Consider the following 17,491-nt stretch of genomic DNA (forward strand, 5'->3'; position numbering starts at 1 on the left):
CGATACCTTCGGCGAAGCAAGGCGCTTTTTCGAAGTGAGTGCCGAGCAATTGCACGAGGTGATCTGCTACTGCCATTTCGGCACAACTATCAGTGGGGCGAGCTGCTCGGACTGTCAGATCACTGCTGCTTTAGAGCGTTGAACATTGGCAACGACCGTGAGCGGACACCCCTGCTGACCATTGCCGGGGTGTCCGTCAAGAACGTGAAGGCGCGACCAATCGATGCGAAAGCCGCATTTTTGTGAGGCGACAGAGCACGATTCAACGAATTCAGGCATCAAAGGGATGCTGAAGACTCTTGACTGAATCTCGTGGAAATGCGAATCTCACCTTGCTACAGATCGAGAAGGGCTCCACGACGGAAACGTTTGGGGCCTTTTTCTTTATCCATCAGCCTCCTGAAGCCTGACTTTGCTGGAACTCCGCGTACAACTCATCGAGCTTATGCTCGACGAATGAACCGAAGTCGGCTGCTACGCGCTTGTCGAATACGATGCTCAGGCGCTCGCCATTTTCCGAAACCCGCACGGCCTTCTCGCCCGAACCGTCTTTCCACACCGATTTTCTAGCCGGCTCTGGCACCTGCTTCAGGCAGTTGTACACGGCGAGAAAGCGGTCATCTGACGAGAAGTTTTTGAAAGCTGGCTCTTCGATCAGCTTCAACGCTGCCTGGTGCTTTGGCTTATCTTCCATCAGATCCGCAATATCGGCCCAACGGGTACGGCCGAACCCCGGAGCTGGCCCTACTGCCTCGATGAGGGTGCCCGGTAGCCGTGTGACGAGGGCGATCATGCGTGAGAGCGCTGCCTTGTCGACGCCCAGAGCCGACATGATGACGTCCCTGCTGAACTCGCGTTGCTCAAGGCGCGAAGCGAAAAAGGACCGCTCAATGAAGGAAAGATCGGTGCGCGCGTTGTTCTCTTGTCCCTGGCTGACGACCAGTTGCTCGTCGCTCAGATCCCTGACAACAGCCTTGATCGTACCGCCGATCTGACGAACGGCCGCTAGGCGCCTATGGCCGTATGCAACCTGATAACGGCCATCGCTTGTCGGGTGCGGCCTGACGAGGATTGGGACCTGCTGGCCATGCTCGCGAATCTGAGCCTCCAGGAGATCCTGATCGTCCTGGCTAACGCCCAATCGATCCGAAACGAAGGAAACGTCGATCAGCTCTGGGTCCAGTTCGACGACAGCCTGACCCTTGGCCAACTGCTTTTCAAGGTCCTCGACGCGTTGCGCGCGTTCGTTGATGCCACCCAGAGATTGCGAGATGGCGCCAACCGGTGAAGCGCGCTTCAACGGCTTTTCAAAACCCGCCAAAGGGCGCAATTCGGCAAGCGGGCGCTCATGTTGCACATCGAGCGACGAGGGGAGATCCCCCTGTTCTATTCCGAAGACATTTTTGCGCGCCATCGCTTATTTCCTTCCCCAGGTCTGCTTCACGAGTTCCTCGATTTCGGCGTTTACCGCCGTCAGAGACTCGAGTGCACGATCGTATGTGCCGCGGGTAAACTGGTTTCGATCGACTTCGTACAACGTCTGCTTGGTAAGGCCGGCATCCGATACCGCCGTCGACTTGACCATCGCATTTTCGAGAACGCGATTTCCGAAGATCGAGCGCATGAAGCCCGCCATTTGCGACTGAGGGCCATCATTTGGCTCGTAGCGCGTCACGAGGTAACGCAGCCAGTCGTAGTCCATCGTGCCGCCGGCGTTCTCGACGACCTCGAGTAGGTCGCCTGTCATGTGCAGGAACTGGCTCATGGACATGACGTCGAGCATCTGCGGGTGAACCGTGATGAGAACCGAGGTCGCCGCGCAGAGCGCCGACAGTGTTAGGAACCCAAGCTGGGGAGGGCAGTCGATAACGACGATGTCGTAGGCGCTTTCGATTTCGGCCAGGCATTCGCCGATGCGGGCAAAGAACATGGAATCGCTGCGACCACGAGCGATCAAAGCCTTGGGGGTCTCGTGTTCGAATTCCATCAATTCCAGGTTCCCCGGAATGATGTGCAAATTGGGCGTATATGTCGCTCGAACGATTTCGGTTATGTCTCTTCGCTCTTCATCGTAGCGGATTGCGCCATAAAGCGTCTCGTTTTCGCCTACGTCGAGCTCTGGCTGATGACCGAAGAGCGCGGATAGCGATGCCTGCGGGTCGAGATCGATTGCAAGTACGCGGTAGCCGCGAAGGGCAAGGAATTGTGCGAGATGGGCAGACGAGGTCGTCTTACCCGAGCCACCCTTGAAGTTCATGACGGAAATGACCTGGAGCTTTTCGCCATCCTGGCGATGCCGGATATAGCGGCGAGGTCCCTTTCCGCCCTCGTCCAGCAGACGGCGCAGCTCCTGAATATCTTCGACGCTGTACAACCGTCTGCCGTTGGGGAGCGGCTCTGGGCCATGCCCTTCCGAAACAATCTGCCTGAGGTAACCTTGATGAATTCCGATGAAGTCGGCGGCTTCGGCGGGTGTGAAGCTGCGTATCGTCTTGCGTGCGGTCGGTGGGAAGGTGCGTTGCTGATGCGCCTGCAATTGACGCGACAATTCCTCTGCGTCAGAAGCGATTAGGGAGCGTAGTCCACCAGCATCTTTCAGAGGTTTGTTGAGCATCGGTTTCTCTTTTGTCCTATCCGCGCTTATTTGCGGTTTTGACGGCAATATGCGCTGATCAGGAGTAACCCGATTCCAACATGGGCTGCAACCCTCTCGGTTGCGTTGTGCATGTACAACTTATCTCAATCTCCTTTGGGTCACGGCTGCGCAGTTGTACGTGTACAACAGACGGCAGCAGAATGGACAGCGCCCGCTCGCTTCGCTCGAGGTTGCGTTCGGCAGGCGGGTCGGTGTTTGGAGCCGAATACTTCTTCGATGCGTCCATTGCCTGATTTTTTGCCCTGGTGGATGCCCATTCTGTTCAGTAGCTGGCACAAAATCCAACCGGAGTTGCCCAAGGAACATGCGCGGCTAGCCTACGTTGCCCACAGTTATGCGAGTTTGCGCGATCCGCCTTTGCCAGGGAGCCTTCCTTTGAGCGCAGGCAACATTGTTCGCAGGCTTGTTTCGTCGTTGCAGGCAACCCGCTCACGGGTGGCGTGGCCACCTTTTGTATGTTAGAAAGTGAGTCCTAGCGTTCGATGCGCCAAAAAATGGATGAATCGAAAGCCGCCGTAACGTCCGACTGACGGAACGTAACGTGCTATTAGTTTCCGTATACGTATAAGTATCAATTATATCAAAGGGTTGGGGCCGCTGTGGTTGGCCCAAGAACCGCGCATTTGCGCGCGGTTTGTCCTGCAACTCAGTTTACGCCAGTTTTATCAGGGCAAAAGTTATTCCCGGGTGGTTGTACATGTACAACTCCGGAATTGAGGCGGTGTTAACAGGCCCAGGGGCAGGAGCGCAGTCATGAAGGCGGATGGCCGTTCAACCGCGTTCGCGCTCGATATGCTTGGAACCGTCCGCTTCCCGTTCGGATTGCCCAGAACGCTAATAACTCGCCGGTATCATTTATCGTTCCGAAGGTTGGCAATCGGGAGCGCTCACGGGGAGCAGAACCTACACCACAGCATCCCCCTTCACACCGGAACTGGCTCCAATTGTTGACGTTTGGTAGGAGACGAGTTCCGGAGGCCGAACATGCGCGAAACGTGGGAAGAATGCGTCATTGTAGAGCTGCAGCAGCCACACGGCGTTCAGATCGTGTGGGACCCGGCGCACGCAGCCCGTCTCCTTACCGATTGCTGGCCAGTTCAGTGCGGATTTCGCTATGGAACGGCGCTTAATCGCTGCACAGACGCTGCGTTCGGCACATACCCCTGGAAGCAGGCTCGGTCTGCATTCATCGCGGCTATCGACGAGGAGCGAGTTAGAAAATTGCGCTGAGGTCGGTGCGAAACCCCGGGCTTCGGAACATTTCCTAGTGAACGAAGTTGGTAGCCTTCATGAAGAGCACGGAAGAACAGGCAAAAACCGGCATGATAACGTTCGTCGCGGCAATATTCGCGCTCGCGCTCATTATCGCCGGAGCATATTTCGTGTTCTGGACGCCAGCTGAGCCAGAGGGCCAGCGAGCGCCTCATGCGATTGATCAAAGCAAGTAGAGGCGATGGATCCGCGCGACACACCCACAGACCTTCCCACCTCCACAGACATGCCCTGGCAGAAAAGACGAAAACTGTTGGCGGGTCGCGGGCTTGCGGTGATTGTCGGGGTGGCGATCGGTGCCTTCGCTATTTACGGCTTTATCGGGTAATTTCGTTAGCAGTCAGTAGGCGCCTGGTTGCTGGTGTCGAGGGTGCCGGGACCGCTGTTCGTGCGGTGAAACCACGTCAGGCCCCGATCGCAACGGCGTCAGGCTCCCAAGATCGTCAGCGACGCGGGCAACTCGCGCGAAAGGGCGAATGCCACGGCCGGGGCGATGAAGCCGCCCGAGCCGAAAGGGGGCGGCCAAGCGGCAACAAGATTTTTTTCGACGTCTTCCTTTTCATACCCTTGAAGTGCCGATGAGCGTTTCCAATATCGATTTCGTCTTCTTTTCATCCGGTAGAATGTCAAGGAGGAACCAATGCACATTCCGGAGATGCCATGGTCGGTGCCGCTGTTGGTGCGGCTGCAAAACGGTACGAGCCGAGTTTTCTCCTCGGTCTACGATGCACTCGATTTTCTCGAGAATGAATGGCCACTTCGACGTGGACAACGCTACGAACGGGCGATTAGGACCTGCCGCGGCGCGCTCAATGGATCGACACCAATAGCGGTGGCTCGAGAAGCATTTATTGCTGCATGCCTGGAAGCTGGTATGCCGGCCACCGGAAGGTTCGAGCATCTGCGAACATCGAAGCGCAATGACGACAGTCCGCAAAGAGCGGCCTAGTGCTGCCAAAAATGCGTCCAATGGACAGCATCCACTCCTGGCCCCTACGTGGGGCCCTTTCTTTGTTAGCTGATATGCCGTTCATCGGATGGGAGTGCCGGCATCGAGCTTGCGGAACCTTCTTGAGGCAAGGGGGTTCGTCTCTCGACTAGCGTTTTGTGGCGGGCCGGTAGGGAGTTGGCTATGAAATTGGAGAAGATTGGCAAAGCAAGGTTGAAGCTCCGCTTGCCATCGTACCGGCATGTGCTGTCGGAGCTGAGAAGCCCGGCCTTAACCGAAATCTGCATCGCTTACGCAGAGGCATCGATGCAGCTGGATAGACTCCGCTTCTGTAGCTGCCCTGATGTGCTCCTGATTGACGAATACGAACGTGTTTGTCGTGAGCTCGAAAACAGCATTGAACCGTATCTTCGTATGTTTCGGCCTCCCCTTACGTCTAAAGTACGATGATGTGATCGGAGGCGCCCCCTGACCTCCGCAGGTAAGCTTCTGCCGGCTTCCACGCAATATGGGATTTGCCATCCAGCCCGAAGCCGGAGACCCTGCGCGCTCGCGAATGGACGTCGTTCGGAACTCGCGCCGCTTCTTCACGTTCTAATAAGATGAAGATGACTTCAGACGAAGACAGCGCCTTACTCGCGACGTTGCGGGCCTCAGCTCGCATCCATTTCCCCGATGCAGACGAGGCTGATGAGCTTGTGGCGCGCGCACTCAAAGTCGCCATTGCCGAAACGGAAGCAGGTCGAGCAAAACGCGACAGGAAACGCTGGCTGCTGCGCCTCATGGACATTCCCTGATCACTTGGAGACCGGTTCGAGAGCGCTTTCCCGAGAAGCCGGTCGGTGTCTCAGTGCGGCGCGTCCACACTGGCCGCAAGCAACCGCAAGCGTTCGCCAGGAGCCGGAACGATGAAGCCGTGCCTGAAGGTGGCGATTGCGAGCAGCAAAACACCTGCCCGCTGCGAATCGCGTGCCTGCGAAAATCACCGGCGGCACGGTACGAGCGCCGGCGGATATGCCGATCCAAGTGGATCCCCAAAATGAGGCACAGGATGGATACTGTAACGGTTAAAAGCAGATTATACCGTTACAACTTCATCTTGCCAATTTTGTTCCCAAGTTCGATAATTGATGGATGCAGCCCAGACCGATCGCCGAACTGCGCCTCCTTGGTGGACATCCCGTGCTCGACTACGTCAACACCGTGGACAGCCGCAAGGATCGCATCGGACCCGACGCCCTTGTTTCGTTCAATCATTTGCTCGAATGGGCAACCCGGGTTGAACTCATAGGCACTGCCGATGCAGCTCGGCTCGCTTCAAAAGCCGCGGCGCATCCACAAATCGCGGAAAAAGCATTTGAAGAGGCACGGGCCCTACGAGAGGCTATTTACGTAATCGCGCTAGCCGAAGTCCGGGGCGAAGCACCGCCGGAAAAGGACCTGCACTTGATCGGTCGCATGGCGAAACGATGGCTTGCCGGCCGATCCATCCTGATGCAACAGGATGGACAGATCGCCTGGAGCGAATCCGTGCAAGACCCCCAAGACATCGCTTCCAAGATTGCATGCTTGGCCGTTGACCTGTTTACAACCCGCGACGCCCGTCGCGCGATCAAGCAGTGCCCCGGTCACAATTGTGGCTGGCTGTTTCTCGATCACTCGCGATCCGGCCGAAGACATTGGTGCTCGGACGACATCTGCGGGACATATGCCCGAGTGAAGCGATACCGTTCGAAAGAATCCAGCTAGAGGCGTTTTTCACCGCCGCGGGCACGGGTTTTAGCCGTTGGACCGTATTTCTGGGCCTCCGGACTTTGGCTCGGCTGCCACGGATGGCAACCCTGGAGCGACCGAGGAACACACAAGCCCTGGCGGCGTTCAGTTTGTATCGGATTCCAGGAGGACCTCATGATCATTACCAAGGTCAATGAAAAGCTCAGCATCATGGCTCAGCCCGCGACGGACGAGTTCCAGTCGTTTGCAGATCAGGGCTTTACCGGGCTGATCAATGTGCGGCCCGATGGAGAGGACGAGGAGCAGCCGGGCAGCGAGCAGGAAGCCGCCGCGGCGAAGAAAGCTCGGATGTCCTACACCTTCATCCCCGTGACCCTCCCCACGGTAACAGAATCCGAGGTTGCCGCATTTCAAGAAGCTCTTGATGAAGCCGAGGGACCGGTCGTGGCACATTGTAAGTCAGGAAGGCGTGCCCTCCATCTGTACGCGATCGGCGAGGTCCTCGCCGGCCGCATGCGTCGCTCCGAGGTCCAGGAATTCGGCCATCTGCATGGTTTTGACCTGACCGAAGCTACCGCTTGGTTGGAGAACCATTTTGCGCAGCGACCCAACGTCAGGGGCTTTTTCGACGAGCGCACTTGCAGCATCCAGTACGTTGTGTCCGACCCTGAGACGGGCAGCTGCGCCATCATCGACCCCGTCCTCGACTATGATGAAAAGGCAGGCGCAATCGGCGCGATGAATGCCAATGCGATCCTCCAATACGTCAACGAAAACGCGCTCTCGGTCGAGTGGATCCTCGACACTCATCCCCACGCCGATCATTTCTCGGCCGCCTATTACCTCGCAGGGCAGACTGGCGCCCCAATCGCGATCGGCGATCGGATCGTCGAGGTTCAGAAAATCTGGAGAACTATTTACGAGTGGCCGGACCTGTCTGCCGACGGGTCGCATTGGAACCGGTTGTTTGCGGACGGCGAAACGTTCAATGTCGGCTCGATCGATGCCAGGGTCCTTTATTCGCCAGGTCACACCCCAGCCTCCGTCACCTATATCATTGGTGATGCCGTTTTTGTTCACGACACTATTCTGATGCCCGATAGCGGCACGGCTCGCACCGATTTTCCAGGTGGAGATGCGAGCTCCCTATGGCAGTCGATCCAACGAATCCTAGCTCTTCCAGAGGCTTCGCGGGTGTTTACCGGGCACGATTACCAGGCCCACGGGCGCGCTCCCCGGTGGGAAAGCACGGTGGCGGAGCAAAAGCAGACCAACATTCATCTCGATGGTTTTTCGCTTGAAGACTTCGTTAAACTTCGCGTCGAAAAGGACGCCCAGCTACCTTTGCCGAAGCTCATCCTTCACGCCCTTCAGGTCAATCTTCGCGCGGGTCGCCTTCCCGAGCCCGGAAGCGACGGCAGGCCGCATCTGAAAATCCCAATTGGCGCTTTCGACGCAGCGGCCTGGCGATAAGAAAGCGTCTTTTACGTTTAGCGAGACAACAATCCACACGCAGCATGGCTTCTGATCTTTTTTTCTCGTTTAGATTGAGGCATTCTCCCGCCGCGTTACAGGAGAACATCATGTCCTACGATTGGGAAGGTGCGCGCCGCCGGCGATACAGACAGGCAAGGCTTTGGCTCCTGGTGGCTCTGGCCGCATGGTTAGTTGCGCTTGCGATGGCGCCGTAGCGACCGCTCAAGGCTTCTCCCCACCCAAAAGGTGCGTCTTCGGAACATCGGCGTGTTCAATGGTTTTGGTGGCACTCCATCATGTTTCTGAAAGCTGGCCTTTTCATCTTTTTTGAAGAGGCCGTTTTTTCAGCACATTTCGTTTCGCGCTGGCGAGCATTTCTCGGCTTCGGGCAAGGTTCGGCCTGCCCTCTCGAATGGGTCGGCCTTTGCGCTGGCGGCGTCTGGACGAATGCGGAATGTGTAAGGCACGAGGAAGGGCAGTAGATGGCAGCCACAGAAACAGCAGCGACGGTCCATCGCCAGCTTGGCGAACTGACGGCAGGACTGCGCGCCTTGCAGGACACATTGCGCCGGATCGAAGAGGGCGCCGACCGCGCCGAGGATAAGGCGGCCGAAAGTCGCGCGGGCGTTCATCGCCGCATGGATGAGCTTGTCGGTCGCGTTGGTCATCTCCAAACGTCAACGGCAACGATTGTTGCCGACGTTGCGGAGATGAAACCGTTCACCGATGACGTGAAGCGTTGGAACCTGATGGGGGCGGTGCGCTCGGGGTCTCTCCGCGCGCGAGTTTCGCCGAGGCAATCAGGCGCATTGTTTTTGTAGTAAGGGGTAACACGGAGCGCCTTCAGTCGGCCAACCCGTCGCCCACGGCGCGGGTTCTGATTGCTATCTAGTCACCCGTGGAGCCATTGTCAGTATCGCCGCCACCGCCGAAGCCGGAATCACCACCGCCATTGCCAGGATCGCCGCCGCCGCCGAAGCCGGAATCACCGCCGCCATTGCCATGATCGCCGCCACCCCCGAAGCCGGAATCACCGCCGCGAGTACCAGGATCGCCACCACCGCCGTGGCCGGAATCACCGCCGCCAGTACCTGGATCACCACCACCGCCGTGGCCGGAATCACCGCCGCGAGTACCAGGATCGCCACCACCGCCGGAGCCGGAATCACCGCCGCCAGTACCCGGACCGCCGGCACCGCCGCCAGTACCCGGACCGCCGGCACCGCCGCCAGTACCCGGGCCGCCGGCACCGCCGCCGCCGGTACCCGGACCGCCGGCACCGCCGCCGCCCGGGGGGGTCCGACCCGTGTTACTATTCGATGTTGCGATTGCATTTATGGCCGGGATCGGCTGACATTTTTCTCCTCCGCCATCATTGATGATGTTGGCCGCTCCACGCGCGCTACACTGACCCGGGAAAATGGAGCGCTCAGTGATTTGCCCTTGCGCCGGGACGGCTATTGTTAAGAAACCTGCCGACACCACGGCCAGACCGGTGCTTATTAGAAGCTCACGTACCACGTTCATTTCTACCTCACTAAATTAGATATCGGTTAAATAACCTTGAGTGAGGAAAATGGTTCCTTAGGGCGCTCAGCTTGGGATCTTTGCAGCTTAGACGTTTTCCGCCTGCAGTGCGTTAATGCGTCATGGCTAAAACCTTAAGAAAGAAACCGCCTCCTGGGCCAACGGCGGATCCCATGCCGGATCGCGCCAGCTCTTTGTGGATCGCGTCAAAGGCCACAAGCAGCTGATGAAACTCGCAATCGAGGAGATGGAAAATTTTGCAAAGGAGAAAGTTAACGAAATTCAGTCGGGATCGTCCAGCCAGAGCCTGGCAGGGATGTTGAACACTGAAATAGCAACACTATTGCGCGGAGGAAGAGACATAGGCCCGCGTGAGCCCGAGGAACTGCAGTGGAGAGCAGGATTCTATGTCTTTGGCGCGCGATATTCAGGTCGCCGAGCTGAGTTTCGTGGTGACTGGCAACCCAGCGAGGAAGAGGCGCGGGCTCAGGTCACGCCTGGTGGGACAGAGAAAACGCGACTGCACGGATTGTGCACGTGCAAGCCGTGCAATTCGCGATTTGTTCCGCGCAATTATCCGCTTTGACGCTCACATGCCCGGCGGTATCCGTTTCATGTGAGCGTCTGTCGCACTTGTCTTCGAAGCCCGGCGCGGCGCTATTCGTCTACGTAGCGGAGTTCGTACCACCACCGAACATTGCTGCAGGTAGGGCAGTCACCGTAAAGAACACTGCCGCCACAGGTGGTGCAAGTGACCAATACTTGCCTCTGCACGCGCCTCCTGGGCTGGGGCGCGCGGCTGGCTTTACGCACTTTTGGTGGGAAGGGTGTGTCGTCAGCGACCTTGGTGATGACCGCTGATACGATGCTTGCGATGAACAAGTATCCAGCAATCCAACCGAGGTCGCCGTCTTTATAAAGGAGCGCGAAAGCGCCGATCGCCATTGCAGCTACACAGGTACCTCCGCTGACCCACCGAAAAAAGGGAAAGCTTAACTTGCGGTGCCAGTAGACCCACACCCACGTGGCGACCAACAAAGCGGTTCCCAGCAAAAATTGGTCGTTTCGAGAGATGGACGTCGTTGTAAGTAGGCTGGCCCACAGCACGGCGATGACGCAAATCGATGTGATAAAGCCTGTCCAACCCACCAGCTTGCCTCCTGAGAGTGAAGCTCAGCATTCTCTAGGTTGAAAATTTTTGCAATTCGCCCGTTGGGACTACCTGTGATCGAAGCTCATATCCAGTTCGATCTCTCCCGCTTTGAGCGGTCGTTGCCCTGGCGCCTTCGGTGCGGCCGGCACGGTATTGCTGGAAACGAACTCGCCTTTGGCCCAAAGGCCAGCCTCGGCGGCGCGCCGGTTAGATCCGTGGATATAGCCGGTTCGATCGAGGAATTCTCTATTGCCGCCTTGTCGAGATTCGGCCGCCCAAACCCATCGAGTTCCGCAAAGTCCTTGGTCCAGAAAGGAACTGAAGCCGCATTCAGTGCCAACGCGGCAAGATGCGCCGCCGTATGTGTGACCGAAAGTGGCTTACGTCTGCGCGGTTCAACCGCGAAGCGTACTTCCTCACTGATATAGGCGCCGAGGTCGCGATCTGACTGAACGATATATGACCACGCCCTGCCATTCGCCCTCCCCCTTCCTGACGGTTTTGGCTTCCTCCCCAATCAAAAGCACGCCGGCGTCAGTATCGACCAAGCCTGTCCAGGCATCTGCAATCTCAACGACTTCCCATCCGCAAAGATGACCTGCCCTAGATCGGCGGGTTGGTCCGCCTTGTCCGGTGGGGCACCGCCCGGGAAGGTAACGAAGGTGCCGGTCTTCATCGAAGTATCGAATTTCATGCGTCTGCCTTCTCGATATGCGCGCCAATCGATATGTTGGGCAGAGAAAGCGTGGCTTCCATGAAGGTCACAGCGTTGCCGCGAAGATTAACGCGGTCATTGGTCAGTTCGCAGTCTAGCCATCCGCCGCGTGCCGACGCCTGATAGGCCCATGAGCTTGTCGTGGCCCAATCGCGCAACCCAATAGGGCACGAGCGTAGCGTGGATTGACCCCGTAACCGGGTCTTCGGGTATGCCCGCGCCGGGGGCGAAGTAGCGCGACACGAAATCCGCCTTTGCGCCCTCGGCTTCCTGCCCCGTCACAACAAGGCCGACAGGGCCGAGGTTGGCAATGGCTGCAAGGTCGGGAACGAAACCGCGCACGGGCTGTCGCAAGGGTGGCGTGCCCGCAGAAATCGACCTCATGAGCCGGGGCAAACCAGCGCAGATCCCACGCCCCATCGGGGCGGGCTTTGACGAACGCCGTCTCAGCCAGGTTGTTCTCCTGTGTAATCGCCAGCAGTTCATCCGGTAGCCAGTCGTCAAGCACAATAACGGCCGCGGGGTTCCCCGCGAAGAGACGGTCGGTGAAAGCGTCGACCTGATACATGCGCATGGCAAATTCCGTACTGCAGATGATTTATCTTTGTTACTATCGGTCTGAATATCAGTCCGGGACGCAATAAGGCATCGGCGGATTCAGCCAAGGCCCTTCAGAGCTTGTATCAGATCGTCGATGATGTCCTGAGGATGCTCCAGCCCGACCGAGAGGCGGAGCAGTCCCGCCGGCGCCATTGTTTTCGGGCCTTCGACGGATGCGCGATGCTCGATGAGCGTGTGTGTCCCGCCGAGGCTTGTGGCCCGCGTCACGAGCTTGAGCCGACCGGCGACCCCCATTGCGGCCTCGGCCCCACCGCGAATAACGAAGGACAGCATTGCGCCGTAGCCGCTCATTTGCTGCTGCGCGAGCCCATGGCCCGGATCGTCATGCAGGCCAGGGAATAGCACCTTCTCGACATCTGGATGAGCAACCAACGCTTCCGCTATCTTCTGCGCACCCTGGCAATGTGCCCGCATTCGGATCGGCAAGGTCTGCAAACCCCGCAGAGCCAACCAGCAGTCGAAGGCCGCAGCCACACTTCCCTTGTGTCGCTGGATCATGCGCAACGGTCGCTCCAGCGGCGATCCCTCGGGAACGACGACGACACCCGCCATGAGATCGGAGTGCCCGCCAATATATTTTGTCGCCGAGTGCATGACGGCATCCGCGCCCAGTTCAAGCGGACGCTGAAGCACCGGTGTCGCCCATGTGTTGTCCACTACGGCAAGCGCGCCGCCCTCGTGCGCGATCGCACATGCCGCCTGGATATCGACAACACGGATCAGCGGATTTGACGGAGTTTCGATCCAAACAAGCCCTGTCGGCGCTACCGTGACCGCGACACGCAAGGCATCGAGATCGCGCATATCGACCGGCTTGAATTCAAAACGCTTGCCGATGTCCGTCTCGTCAATGAGCGAGCGGATACCAAAATACATATCGTCCGGAACGATGATACGGCCACCGGTGGCATGCCCCTCGAACACGGCGGTGATCGCCGCCATGCCAGACGAAAAGGCCAGAGCCGCGCTCCCGCCTTCGAGCGAGGCCATCGCAGCCTCGAAGGCGTTGCGCGTCGGGTTCGCATCCCGGATGTATTCAAAGCCGGAGGGAAACGTACCGTCAGCGCCGCGTTGAAAGGTCGTACTCGTGTGCAGGGGGAGCGAAACCGCGCCGGTCGCCGGATCGACGCTGGGGCCGATATGGATTGCCTTTGTCTCGATACGCATCCGCGAACCTCCATGTTGGATCTCGACGGCGAAGTTGAAAATTGCGACGCCGGTCATTATAGTGACCGTATAAGGCATGAGGACGGAAAGTCAATATAATGACCGATATGATGATGGTGGCTGAGACGGAACAACAGCTCGGCTCGGTGCTTGCGAGCCGAATCCAGAATCTCCGGCATGAGCGGACGCTGAGCCTCGACGCACTCGCCAAGCTCACCGGCCTGTCCAAAGGCACCGTGGTGGCACTCGAAAAAGGCAAGGCGAACCCCAGTATCGGCGTCTTGTGTCGGCTGGCTGCCGCCTTTTCACTCTCTGTCTCCGATCTCCTGAGCAATCAGGTAAATGACGCGCCCGGTAGTCCGCTTGAGCGCACCACACCAAAGATACTGTGGAGCAGCACCAATGGCAGCCAGGCACAGCTTCAGGTGTCCACGTCCGGCCGGACCATGTTCGAGTTGTGGTCGTGGACCATTATGCCGGGCGAGGAGTATCGAGCCGATGCACACAGCCCGGATACACGCGAGCTGATTTCCGTTGCTGAAGGCAGCCTCATCGTTCGCGTCGGTGCCGAAACCTTGATCCTGAATGCTGGGGAAGGTGCCCGGCTGGTCACGGATCAGGAACACTCCTATGCCGCAGCGGGCAATCGGCCCGCTCGCTTCACCATGGCCGTTCTGGAACGGGGAGGACCGGCCGGCGAAACGCCATCCGTGGAGAACTGACGAAATGCCGAATCCGCCGGGCCAACCTGCCGGTCCGCGACGATCCCTTCGCTCGAAAACTGCGGCTTACCTCGTCTCTCTCGACGGTCGCAAAACGGCAATGTTTCGAGATGTAATTCCGCTGTTTCCGGGTGTTGATCAGGCCCCCCAGGGGGAGCACCCTGTTTCGTATCTCAGACCAGCCTTGACGATAGCCCGCCAGTGCAATGCGTGACCGAAGCGCTCGATGAACAGTTCGGGGCCAAGCGGGATGAGCGCGAAGCGTGATCACGCATTTCTCCTTATGCTATCTGCTGGGGTGGCAGTTTAGAACGGTATCCAGAAGGACGGAGCTTCGACATTGGTGGACAGTATCCCGGCGACCGCCATCGTTTCACTGATGGGCCCGTCCAAGCGATGTAATGGCCATCCAACACGCGCAAGAAGGCGCTCGAAACGAAGATCGGTCACGGTGGCGATTTCGATGTAACATTGGCCACGAACCACTCGATGATGCCTGCGGGTTGCCCCGTGGACGCCCCTCTTCCCTCCGCCGGGGCAGCGTCGACGCAGAAACGCGAGCTCTCGACCATGAAAGGGTGTCCGACCTCCCGCTTGGCAGAAGCGATGGCCCCAAGCGCGGGCAGAAGTCCAGCGCATCCTGCAACCTCGCCACTCGTCGACAGCGCAAGGATATAGTCAGGTTGAAGTGCGTCGAATGCGTCGGTTTCCCGACCATCGGTGACAGCGACTTCCCAACCTATTCTGCCCGAGAACACCTTAGCTCGAAGCCTATGATGGGCGTCGAGTAGTTGTTGTTTGGACGTGCCCTGCTCTTCCGAAATCGCGATGACCCGCATGCCTTTCTGGACTACGGAAATCGCGGTGGAGATGAGCACGAAATAGAATCGCTGCGCTGTGGTTGGATTATACAGGCTCCAAACAGGTGTTCGGGTCCCAATGCGGTGCGAAGAGATCTCTGTCGCTGCTCGATGATGACCTTCGCTCGTGCATGATTCACAGTAGAACAATTTGCAGCGTATTCGCGCTAACAAACGGAAAAGATTAGGGAAAGACCAGAAAGTCCACCTGCAGTCCTGTGCCAGAAGGCCGGTGTCGTTAACCTTTTGTTAACCCTAAACTTCTGGACCGCCTCGGAGAAACATGTCTATCCTTGGCGGGTAACGGCCTTCAAACCGACCGAAGGCCGCCAAGAGGTAAAAATGGCGATAGCAAACCGAGTAGAACCCGTCGTGGGCACCAAGGAAGATGCCGGCGACAAAATCATGCGGCATGCCGGGATTCTGTCCGGGCAATTGCAGCAGCTCAGAACTCGCATGTATCCGCCAAAGTCGGAAAAGGCCCTGCGTTCGTTCCTCACCAATGAAGTGTCGAAACTGACGTCCATACCCAATTCCACCCTCAAGCTCCTGTCCACCGAAGGACGTGGACCGGTGCCCAATCGGCTCGAGAACAATCATCGCGTTTACACGCTGTCTCAGATCAATGAGCTGCGGGAATTGTTCGCCAAGCAGAAGCCGGCGGAGGCCTTGCGGTTCCTCCCACGCCGCCGTGCCGGGGAGCATCTCCAAGTTGTTGCGATTGCCAACTTCAAAGGCGGCAGCGCAAAGACGACGACCTGCGTCCACCTATGTCATTATCTGGCTCTCCACGGCTACCGCGTCCTTGCACTCGACCTGGACCCTCAGGCGTCCCTGTCGGCCATGTTCGGCGCGCAGCCGGAGGTCGATGTGGGGCCAAACGAAACAATTTACGCCGCACTTCGCTATGATGAGGCCGAACGTCGGCCAATCCGCGATATTATCCGCAAGTCATATTTCGATGGCATCGACCTGATCCCGGGAAACCTGGAGGTCATGGAGTATGAGCACGAGACACCCCGCGTTCTGGCAAACAAATCGGGTTCTGGCGCCATCTTCTTCGAGCGATTGAAGCTTGCACTCTCCGAGGTCGAGGCCGATTACGACGTCGTTATTCTGGATACGCCGCCGTCGCTCGGATTTCTCACGCTGAGCGCGATATACGCCGCGACCAGCATGATCATAACTGTCCATCCAGCCATGCTCGATGTCGCATCGATGAACCAGTTCCTCCTGATGATGGGCGATCTCATCAGCGTTCTGAACGAGAGCGGAGCCCAGCTGGATCAGGATTTCATTCGATACCTGATAACACGGCACGACCCTAATGACGCCCCGCAATCCCAAGTCGTCGCGATGCTGAGGCACCTGTTCGGTTCCGATGTGCTGTTGCCGACCGCCATTGAGAGTACTGCGGTCGAGGCCGCGGGGCTTGCAAAGCGCTCCCTCTATGAACTCGAGATGGGACAGATTGGACGCGATACGCAAAAGCGTGCCCGTGAAGCTGTTGACGCAGTAAATGAGGCAATTGTTCGCTTGATCAATGACAGCTGGGGACGGGTATGAGCAAATCTCCTCGCAAATCAATCGTCGCCAGTTTTGGGCTGCTGTCAGCGGAGCTGGAAACTAAATTGGTCGAGCAAAAGCCAGCTACCCCGGTGCCGTCAGGCGGCAATCGTGTCGGAGCCGGTGTCGTCGCCGCCGCGCACCGCGCAATCGACGACATCCGATCAGAACGGGACCGGCTGAAAGCCCTCGTTGAGTCGGGTGCAGCCGCCGTTCGGCACTTGGATCCCTCACTCGTTGATCCCTCCCCGTACCCGGACAGACTGCCTGATGATGATGGGGCGAACTTCGAGGCATTTAAGCGCTCGATCGAAACCGAGGGACAGAAGGTTCCGGTTCAGGTCCGCAAGCATCCCTCCAGTCCCGATCGCTTTCAGATTGTCTACGGCCATCGCCGTTGGCTTGCTGCTCGACAGCTTGGCAGGCCCGTACTGGCCCTCGAAGTCGAAATTTCGGATCTCGACCTTGTCCTCGCACAAGGCATAGAAAATGCGAACCGCCAGGATCTCACCTGGATCGAGCGGGCGTTGTTTGCATCGCGGATGGACCAGGCAGGGATCAAACCGCGCTATATCTACGCTGCTCTGGCGATAGAAGACGCCGAATTGGCGAGAATGCGAAACGTATACAGGGTCGTTCCTGCCGATGTCATCGAGGCTATCGGCCGTGCCCCAAAGATCGGACGGCCACGTTGGCTCGAACTTGCCAAGACGGTTAGCGACGTCCCGACGGCCATCGAAACACTCCGGGCTGCGCTGGTGGAGAAATTAGACGCGACTGAAACCTCCGATCAGCGTTTCCAGCGTCTTCTGAACACCGTCAAGCCCGTCCCTTCAAGGAGGGTTGCGCCGGCGATATCGGATAAACGCGGTAGGCGGCTTGCCACCTTGGTGGCATCTCCAAAAGAGGTCCGAATTGCAGCCGAGGGATCGCTTGGGAGCGAGTTTCTGAAGTTTCTACAGGCGGAGTTGCCCAGCCTTGCTGAGCGCTTTGCCAGTGAACATGAACAGGAGAAATCCTGACAGCTGTCAGGGTTTTCGAGACGTAACAGGAAAGGAAGCGCTGCAAAAGAA

At 58.0% G+C, this 17,491-nt stretch carries 16 protein-coding genes and 2 pseudogenes; 10 read left to right on the forward strand and 8 right to left on the reverse strand.

What is annotated here, in order from left to right; translation table 11 throughout:
- Positions 1-391: 391 nt before the first annotated feature.
- Entirely contained in the window at positions 392-1,414 is a 1,023-nt protein-coding gene (repB, locus tag ASD52_RS17100; protein ID WP_057221743.1) for a plasmid partitioning protein RepB, read from the reverse strand.
- Between the two features lie 3 nt (positions 1,415-1,417).
- The gene (gene repA, locus ASD52_RS17105) at positions 1,418-2,614 is read right to left on the reverse strand and encodes a plasmid partitioning protein RepA (RefSeq protein ID WP_057224908.1); all 1,197 of its coding nucleotides are present in this window, start codon (positions 2,612-2,614) and stop codon (positions 1,418-1,420) included.
- Between the two features lie 1,026 nt (positions 2,615-3,640).
- On the opposite strand from repA (ASD52_RS17105), the gene ASD52_RS17110 reads away from it, so the two are divergent.
- The 7 genes from ASD52_RS17110 to ASD52_RS17140 all read left to right on the forward strand — a co-directional run bounded on the left by ASD52_RS17110 (position 3,641) and on the right by ASD52_RS17140 (position 8,908).
- Positions 3,641-3,886, forward strand: coding sequence for a DUF982 domain-containing protein (locus ASD52_RS17110; protein WP_057224910.1), 246 nt, complete (start codon positions 3,641-3,643; stop codon positions 3,884-3,886).
- A gap of 59 nt (positions 3,887-3,945) precedes the next feature.
- The gene (locus ASD52_RS39365) at positions 3,946-4,104 is read left to right on the forward strand and encodes a hypothetical protein (protein ID WP_200954048.1); all 159 of its coding nucleotides are present in this window, start codon (positions 3,946-3,948) and stop codon (positions 4,102-4,104) included.
- 464 nt (positions 4,105-4,568) lie between these two features.
- Positions 4,569-4,877, forward strand: coding sequence for a DUF982 domain-containing protein (locus ASD52_RS37380; RefSeq protein WP_082571829.1), 309 nt, complete (start codon positions 4,569-4,571; stop codon positions 4,875-4,877).
- Between the two features lie 608 nt (positions 4,878-5,485).
- Positions 5,486-5,674 carry a hypothetical protein gene (locus ASD52_RS17120; protein WP_156408527.1) on the forward strand — a complete coding sequence of 63 codons (189 nt, stop codon included), beginning with the start codon at positions 5,486-5,488 and terminating at the stop codon, positions 5,672-5,674.
- A 385-nt stretch (positions 5,675-6,059) separates the two neighbouring features.
- Positions 6,060-6,626, forward strand: coding sequence for a CGNR zinc finger domain-containing protein (locus tag ASD52_RS17125; RefSeq protein WP_162254168.1), 567 nt, complete (start codon positions 6,060-6,062; stop codon positions 6,624-6,626).
- A gap of 159 nt (positions 6,627-6,785) precedes the next feature.
- On the forward strand, positions 6,786-8,084 hold the full coding sequence (gene blh, locus ASD52_RS17130) for a bifunctional sulfur transferase/dioxygenase Blh (protein WP_057205256.1): 1,299 nt from the start codon (positions 6,786-6,788) through the stop codon (positions 8,082-8,084).
- Between the two features lie 485 nt (positions 8,085-8,569).
- Complete coding sequence (locus ASD52_RS17140; RefSeq protein WP_057224918.1) at positions 8,570-8,908, forward strand: DUF1515 family protein; 339 nt, start codon at positions 8,570-8,572, stop codon at positions 8,906-8,908.
- 63 nt (positions 8,909-8,971) lie between these two features.
- On the opposite strand, the gene ASD52_RS38505 is transcribed toward ASD52_RS17140, so the two are convergent.
- The 5 genes and pseudogenes from ASD52_RS38505 to ASD52_RS17165 all read right to left on the reverse strand — a co-directional run bounded on the left by ASD52_RS38505 (position 8,972) and on the right by ASD52_RS17165 (position 13,270).
- Positions 8,972-9,367: a hypothetical protein gene (locus ASD52_RS38505; protein ID WP_156612987.1), complete on the reverse strand. Its 396-nt coding sequence runs from the start codon at positions 9,365-9,367 to the stop codon at positions 8,972-8,974.
- A gap of 1,917 nt (positions 9,368-11,284) precedes the next feature.
- Positions 11,285-11,461: a hypothetical protein gene (locus ASD52_RS38510; RefSeq protein ID WP_156408530.1), complete on the reverse strand. Its 177-nt coding sequence runs from the start codon at positions 11,459-11,461 to the stop codon at positions 11,285-11,287.
- Positions 11,462-11,557: 96 nt separating this feature from the next.
- On the reverse strand, positions 11,558-11,857 hold the full coding sequence (locus ASD52_RS40770; protein ID WP_347369224.1) for a PhzF family phenazine biosynthesis protein: 300 nt from the start codon (positions 11,855-11,857) through the stop codon (positions 11,558-11,560).
- 4 nt (positions 11,858-11,861) lie between these two features.
- Positions 11,862-12,056, reverse strand: a pseudogene (locus tag ASD52_RS40775) (PhzF family phenazine biosynthesis protein); the annotation flags it as partial.
- Between the two features lie 83 nt (positions 12,057-12,139).
- Complete coding sequence (locus ASD52_RS17165; RefSeq protein ID WP_057224974.1) at positions 12,140-13,270, reverse strand: PLP-dependent aspartate aminotransferase family protein; 1,131 nt, start codon at positions 13,268-13,270, stop codon at positions 12,140-12,142.
- A gap of 98 nt (positions 13,271-13,368) precedes the next feature.
- Between ASD52_RS17165 and ASD52_RS17170 the strand changes: the two genes are divergently transcribed.
- Positions 13,369-13,992 carry an XRE family transcriptional regulator gene (locus ASD52_RS17170; RefSeq protein ID WP_057224928.1) on the forward strand — a complete coding sequence of 208 codons (624 nt, stop codon included), beginning with the start codon at positions 13,369-13,371 and terminating at the stop codon, positions 13,990-13,992.
- A 281-nt stretch (positions 13,993-14,273) separates the two neighbouring features.
- Here ASD52_RS17170 and ASD52_RS17175 read toward each other — a convergent pair.
- Positions 14,274-14,831: pseudogene (locus tag ASD52_RS17175) on the reverse strand (acyl-homoserine-lactone synthase).
- 363 nt (positions 14,832-15,194) lie between these two features.
- On the opposite strand from ASD52_RS17175, the gene repA (ASD52_RS17180) reads away from it, so the two are divergent.
- The gene (gene repA / locus ASD52_RS17180; protein WP_057224930.1) at positions 15,195-16,418 is read left to right on the forward strand and encodes a plasmid partitioning protein RepA; all 1,224 of its coding nucleotides are present in this window, start codon (positions 15,195-15,197) and stop codon (positions 16,416-16,418) included.
- Positions 16,415-17,440 (forward strand): plasmid partitioning protein RepB, encoded by a 1,026-nt coding sequence (repB, locus tag ASD52_RS17185; protein ID WP_057224932.1) that lies wholly within the window; start codon positions 16,415-16,417, stop codon positions 17,438-17,440. Before repA (ASD52_RS17180) ends, repB (ASD52_RS17185) begins: the two co-directional genes overlap by 4 nt.
- Positions 17,441-17,491 lie beyond the last annotated feature (51 nt).

Origin of the sequence: Ensifer sp. Root142, from assembly GCF_001426785.1 — a bacterium.
Lineage (GTDB): Bacteria > Pseudomonadota > Alphaproteobacteria > Rhizobiales > Rhizobiaceae > Ensifer > Ensifer canadensis.

Coding starts and splice junctions, on each gene's coding strand:
- repB (WP_057221743.1), bottom strand. CDS start 1,414: ATGGCGCGCAAAAATGTCTTCGGAATAGAACAGGGGGATCTCCCCTCG.
- repA (WP_057224908.1), bottom strand. CDS start 2,614: ATGCTCAACAAACCTCTGAAAGATGCTGGTGGACTACGCTCCCTAATC.
- ASD52_RS17110 (WP_057224910.1), top strand. CDS start 3,641: ATGCGCGAAACGTGGGAAGAATGCGTCATTGTAGAGCTGCAGCAGCCA.
- ASD52_RS39365 (WP_200954048.1), top strand. CDS start 3,946: ATGAAGAGCACGGAAGAACAGGCAAAAACCGGCATGATAACGTTCGTC.
- ASD52_RS37380 (WP_082571829.1), top strand. CDS start 4,569: ATGCACATTCCGGAGATGCCATGGTCGGTGCCGCTGTTGGTGCGGCTG.
- ASD52_RS17120 (WP_156408527.1), top strand. CDS start 5,486: ATGACTTCAGACGAAGACAGCGCCTTACTCGCGACGTTGCGGGCCTCA.
- blh (WP_057205256.1), top strand. CDS start 6,786: ATGATCATTACCAAGGTCAATGAAAAGCTCAGCATCATGGCTCAGCCC.
- ASD52_RS17140 (WP_057224918.1), top strand. CDS start 8,570: ATGGCAGCCACAGAAACAGCAGCGACGGTCCATCGCCAGCTTGGCGAA.
- ASD52_RS38510 (WP_156408530.1), bottom strand. CDS start 11,461: ATGAAATTCGATACTTCGATGAAGACCGGCACCTTCGTTACCTTCCCG.
- ASD52_RS17165 (WP_057224974.1), bottom strand. CDS start 13,270: ATGCGTATCGAGACAAAGGCAATCCATATCGGCCCCAGCGTCGATCCG.
- ASD52_RS17170 (WP_057224928.1), top strand. CDS start 13,369: ATGACCGATATGATGATGGTGGCTGAGACGGAACAACAGCTCGGCTCG.
- repA (WP_057224930.1), top strand. CDS start 15,195: ATGGCGATAGCAAACCGAGTAGAACCCGTCGTGGGCACCAAGGAAGAT.
- repB (WP_057224932.1), top strand. CDS start 16,415: ATGAGCAAATCTCCTCGCAAATCAATCGTCGCCAGTTTTGGGCTGCTG.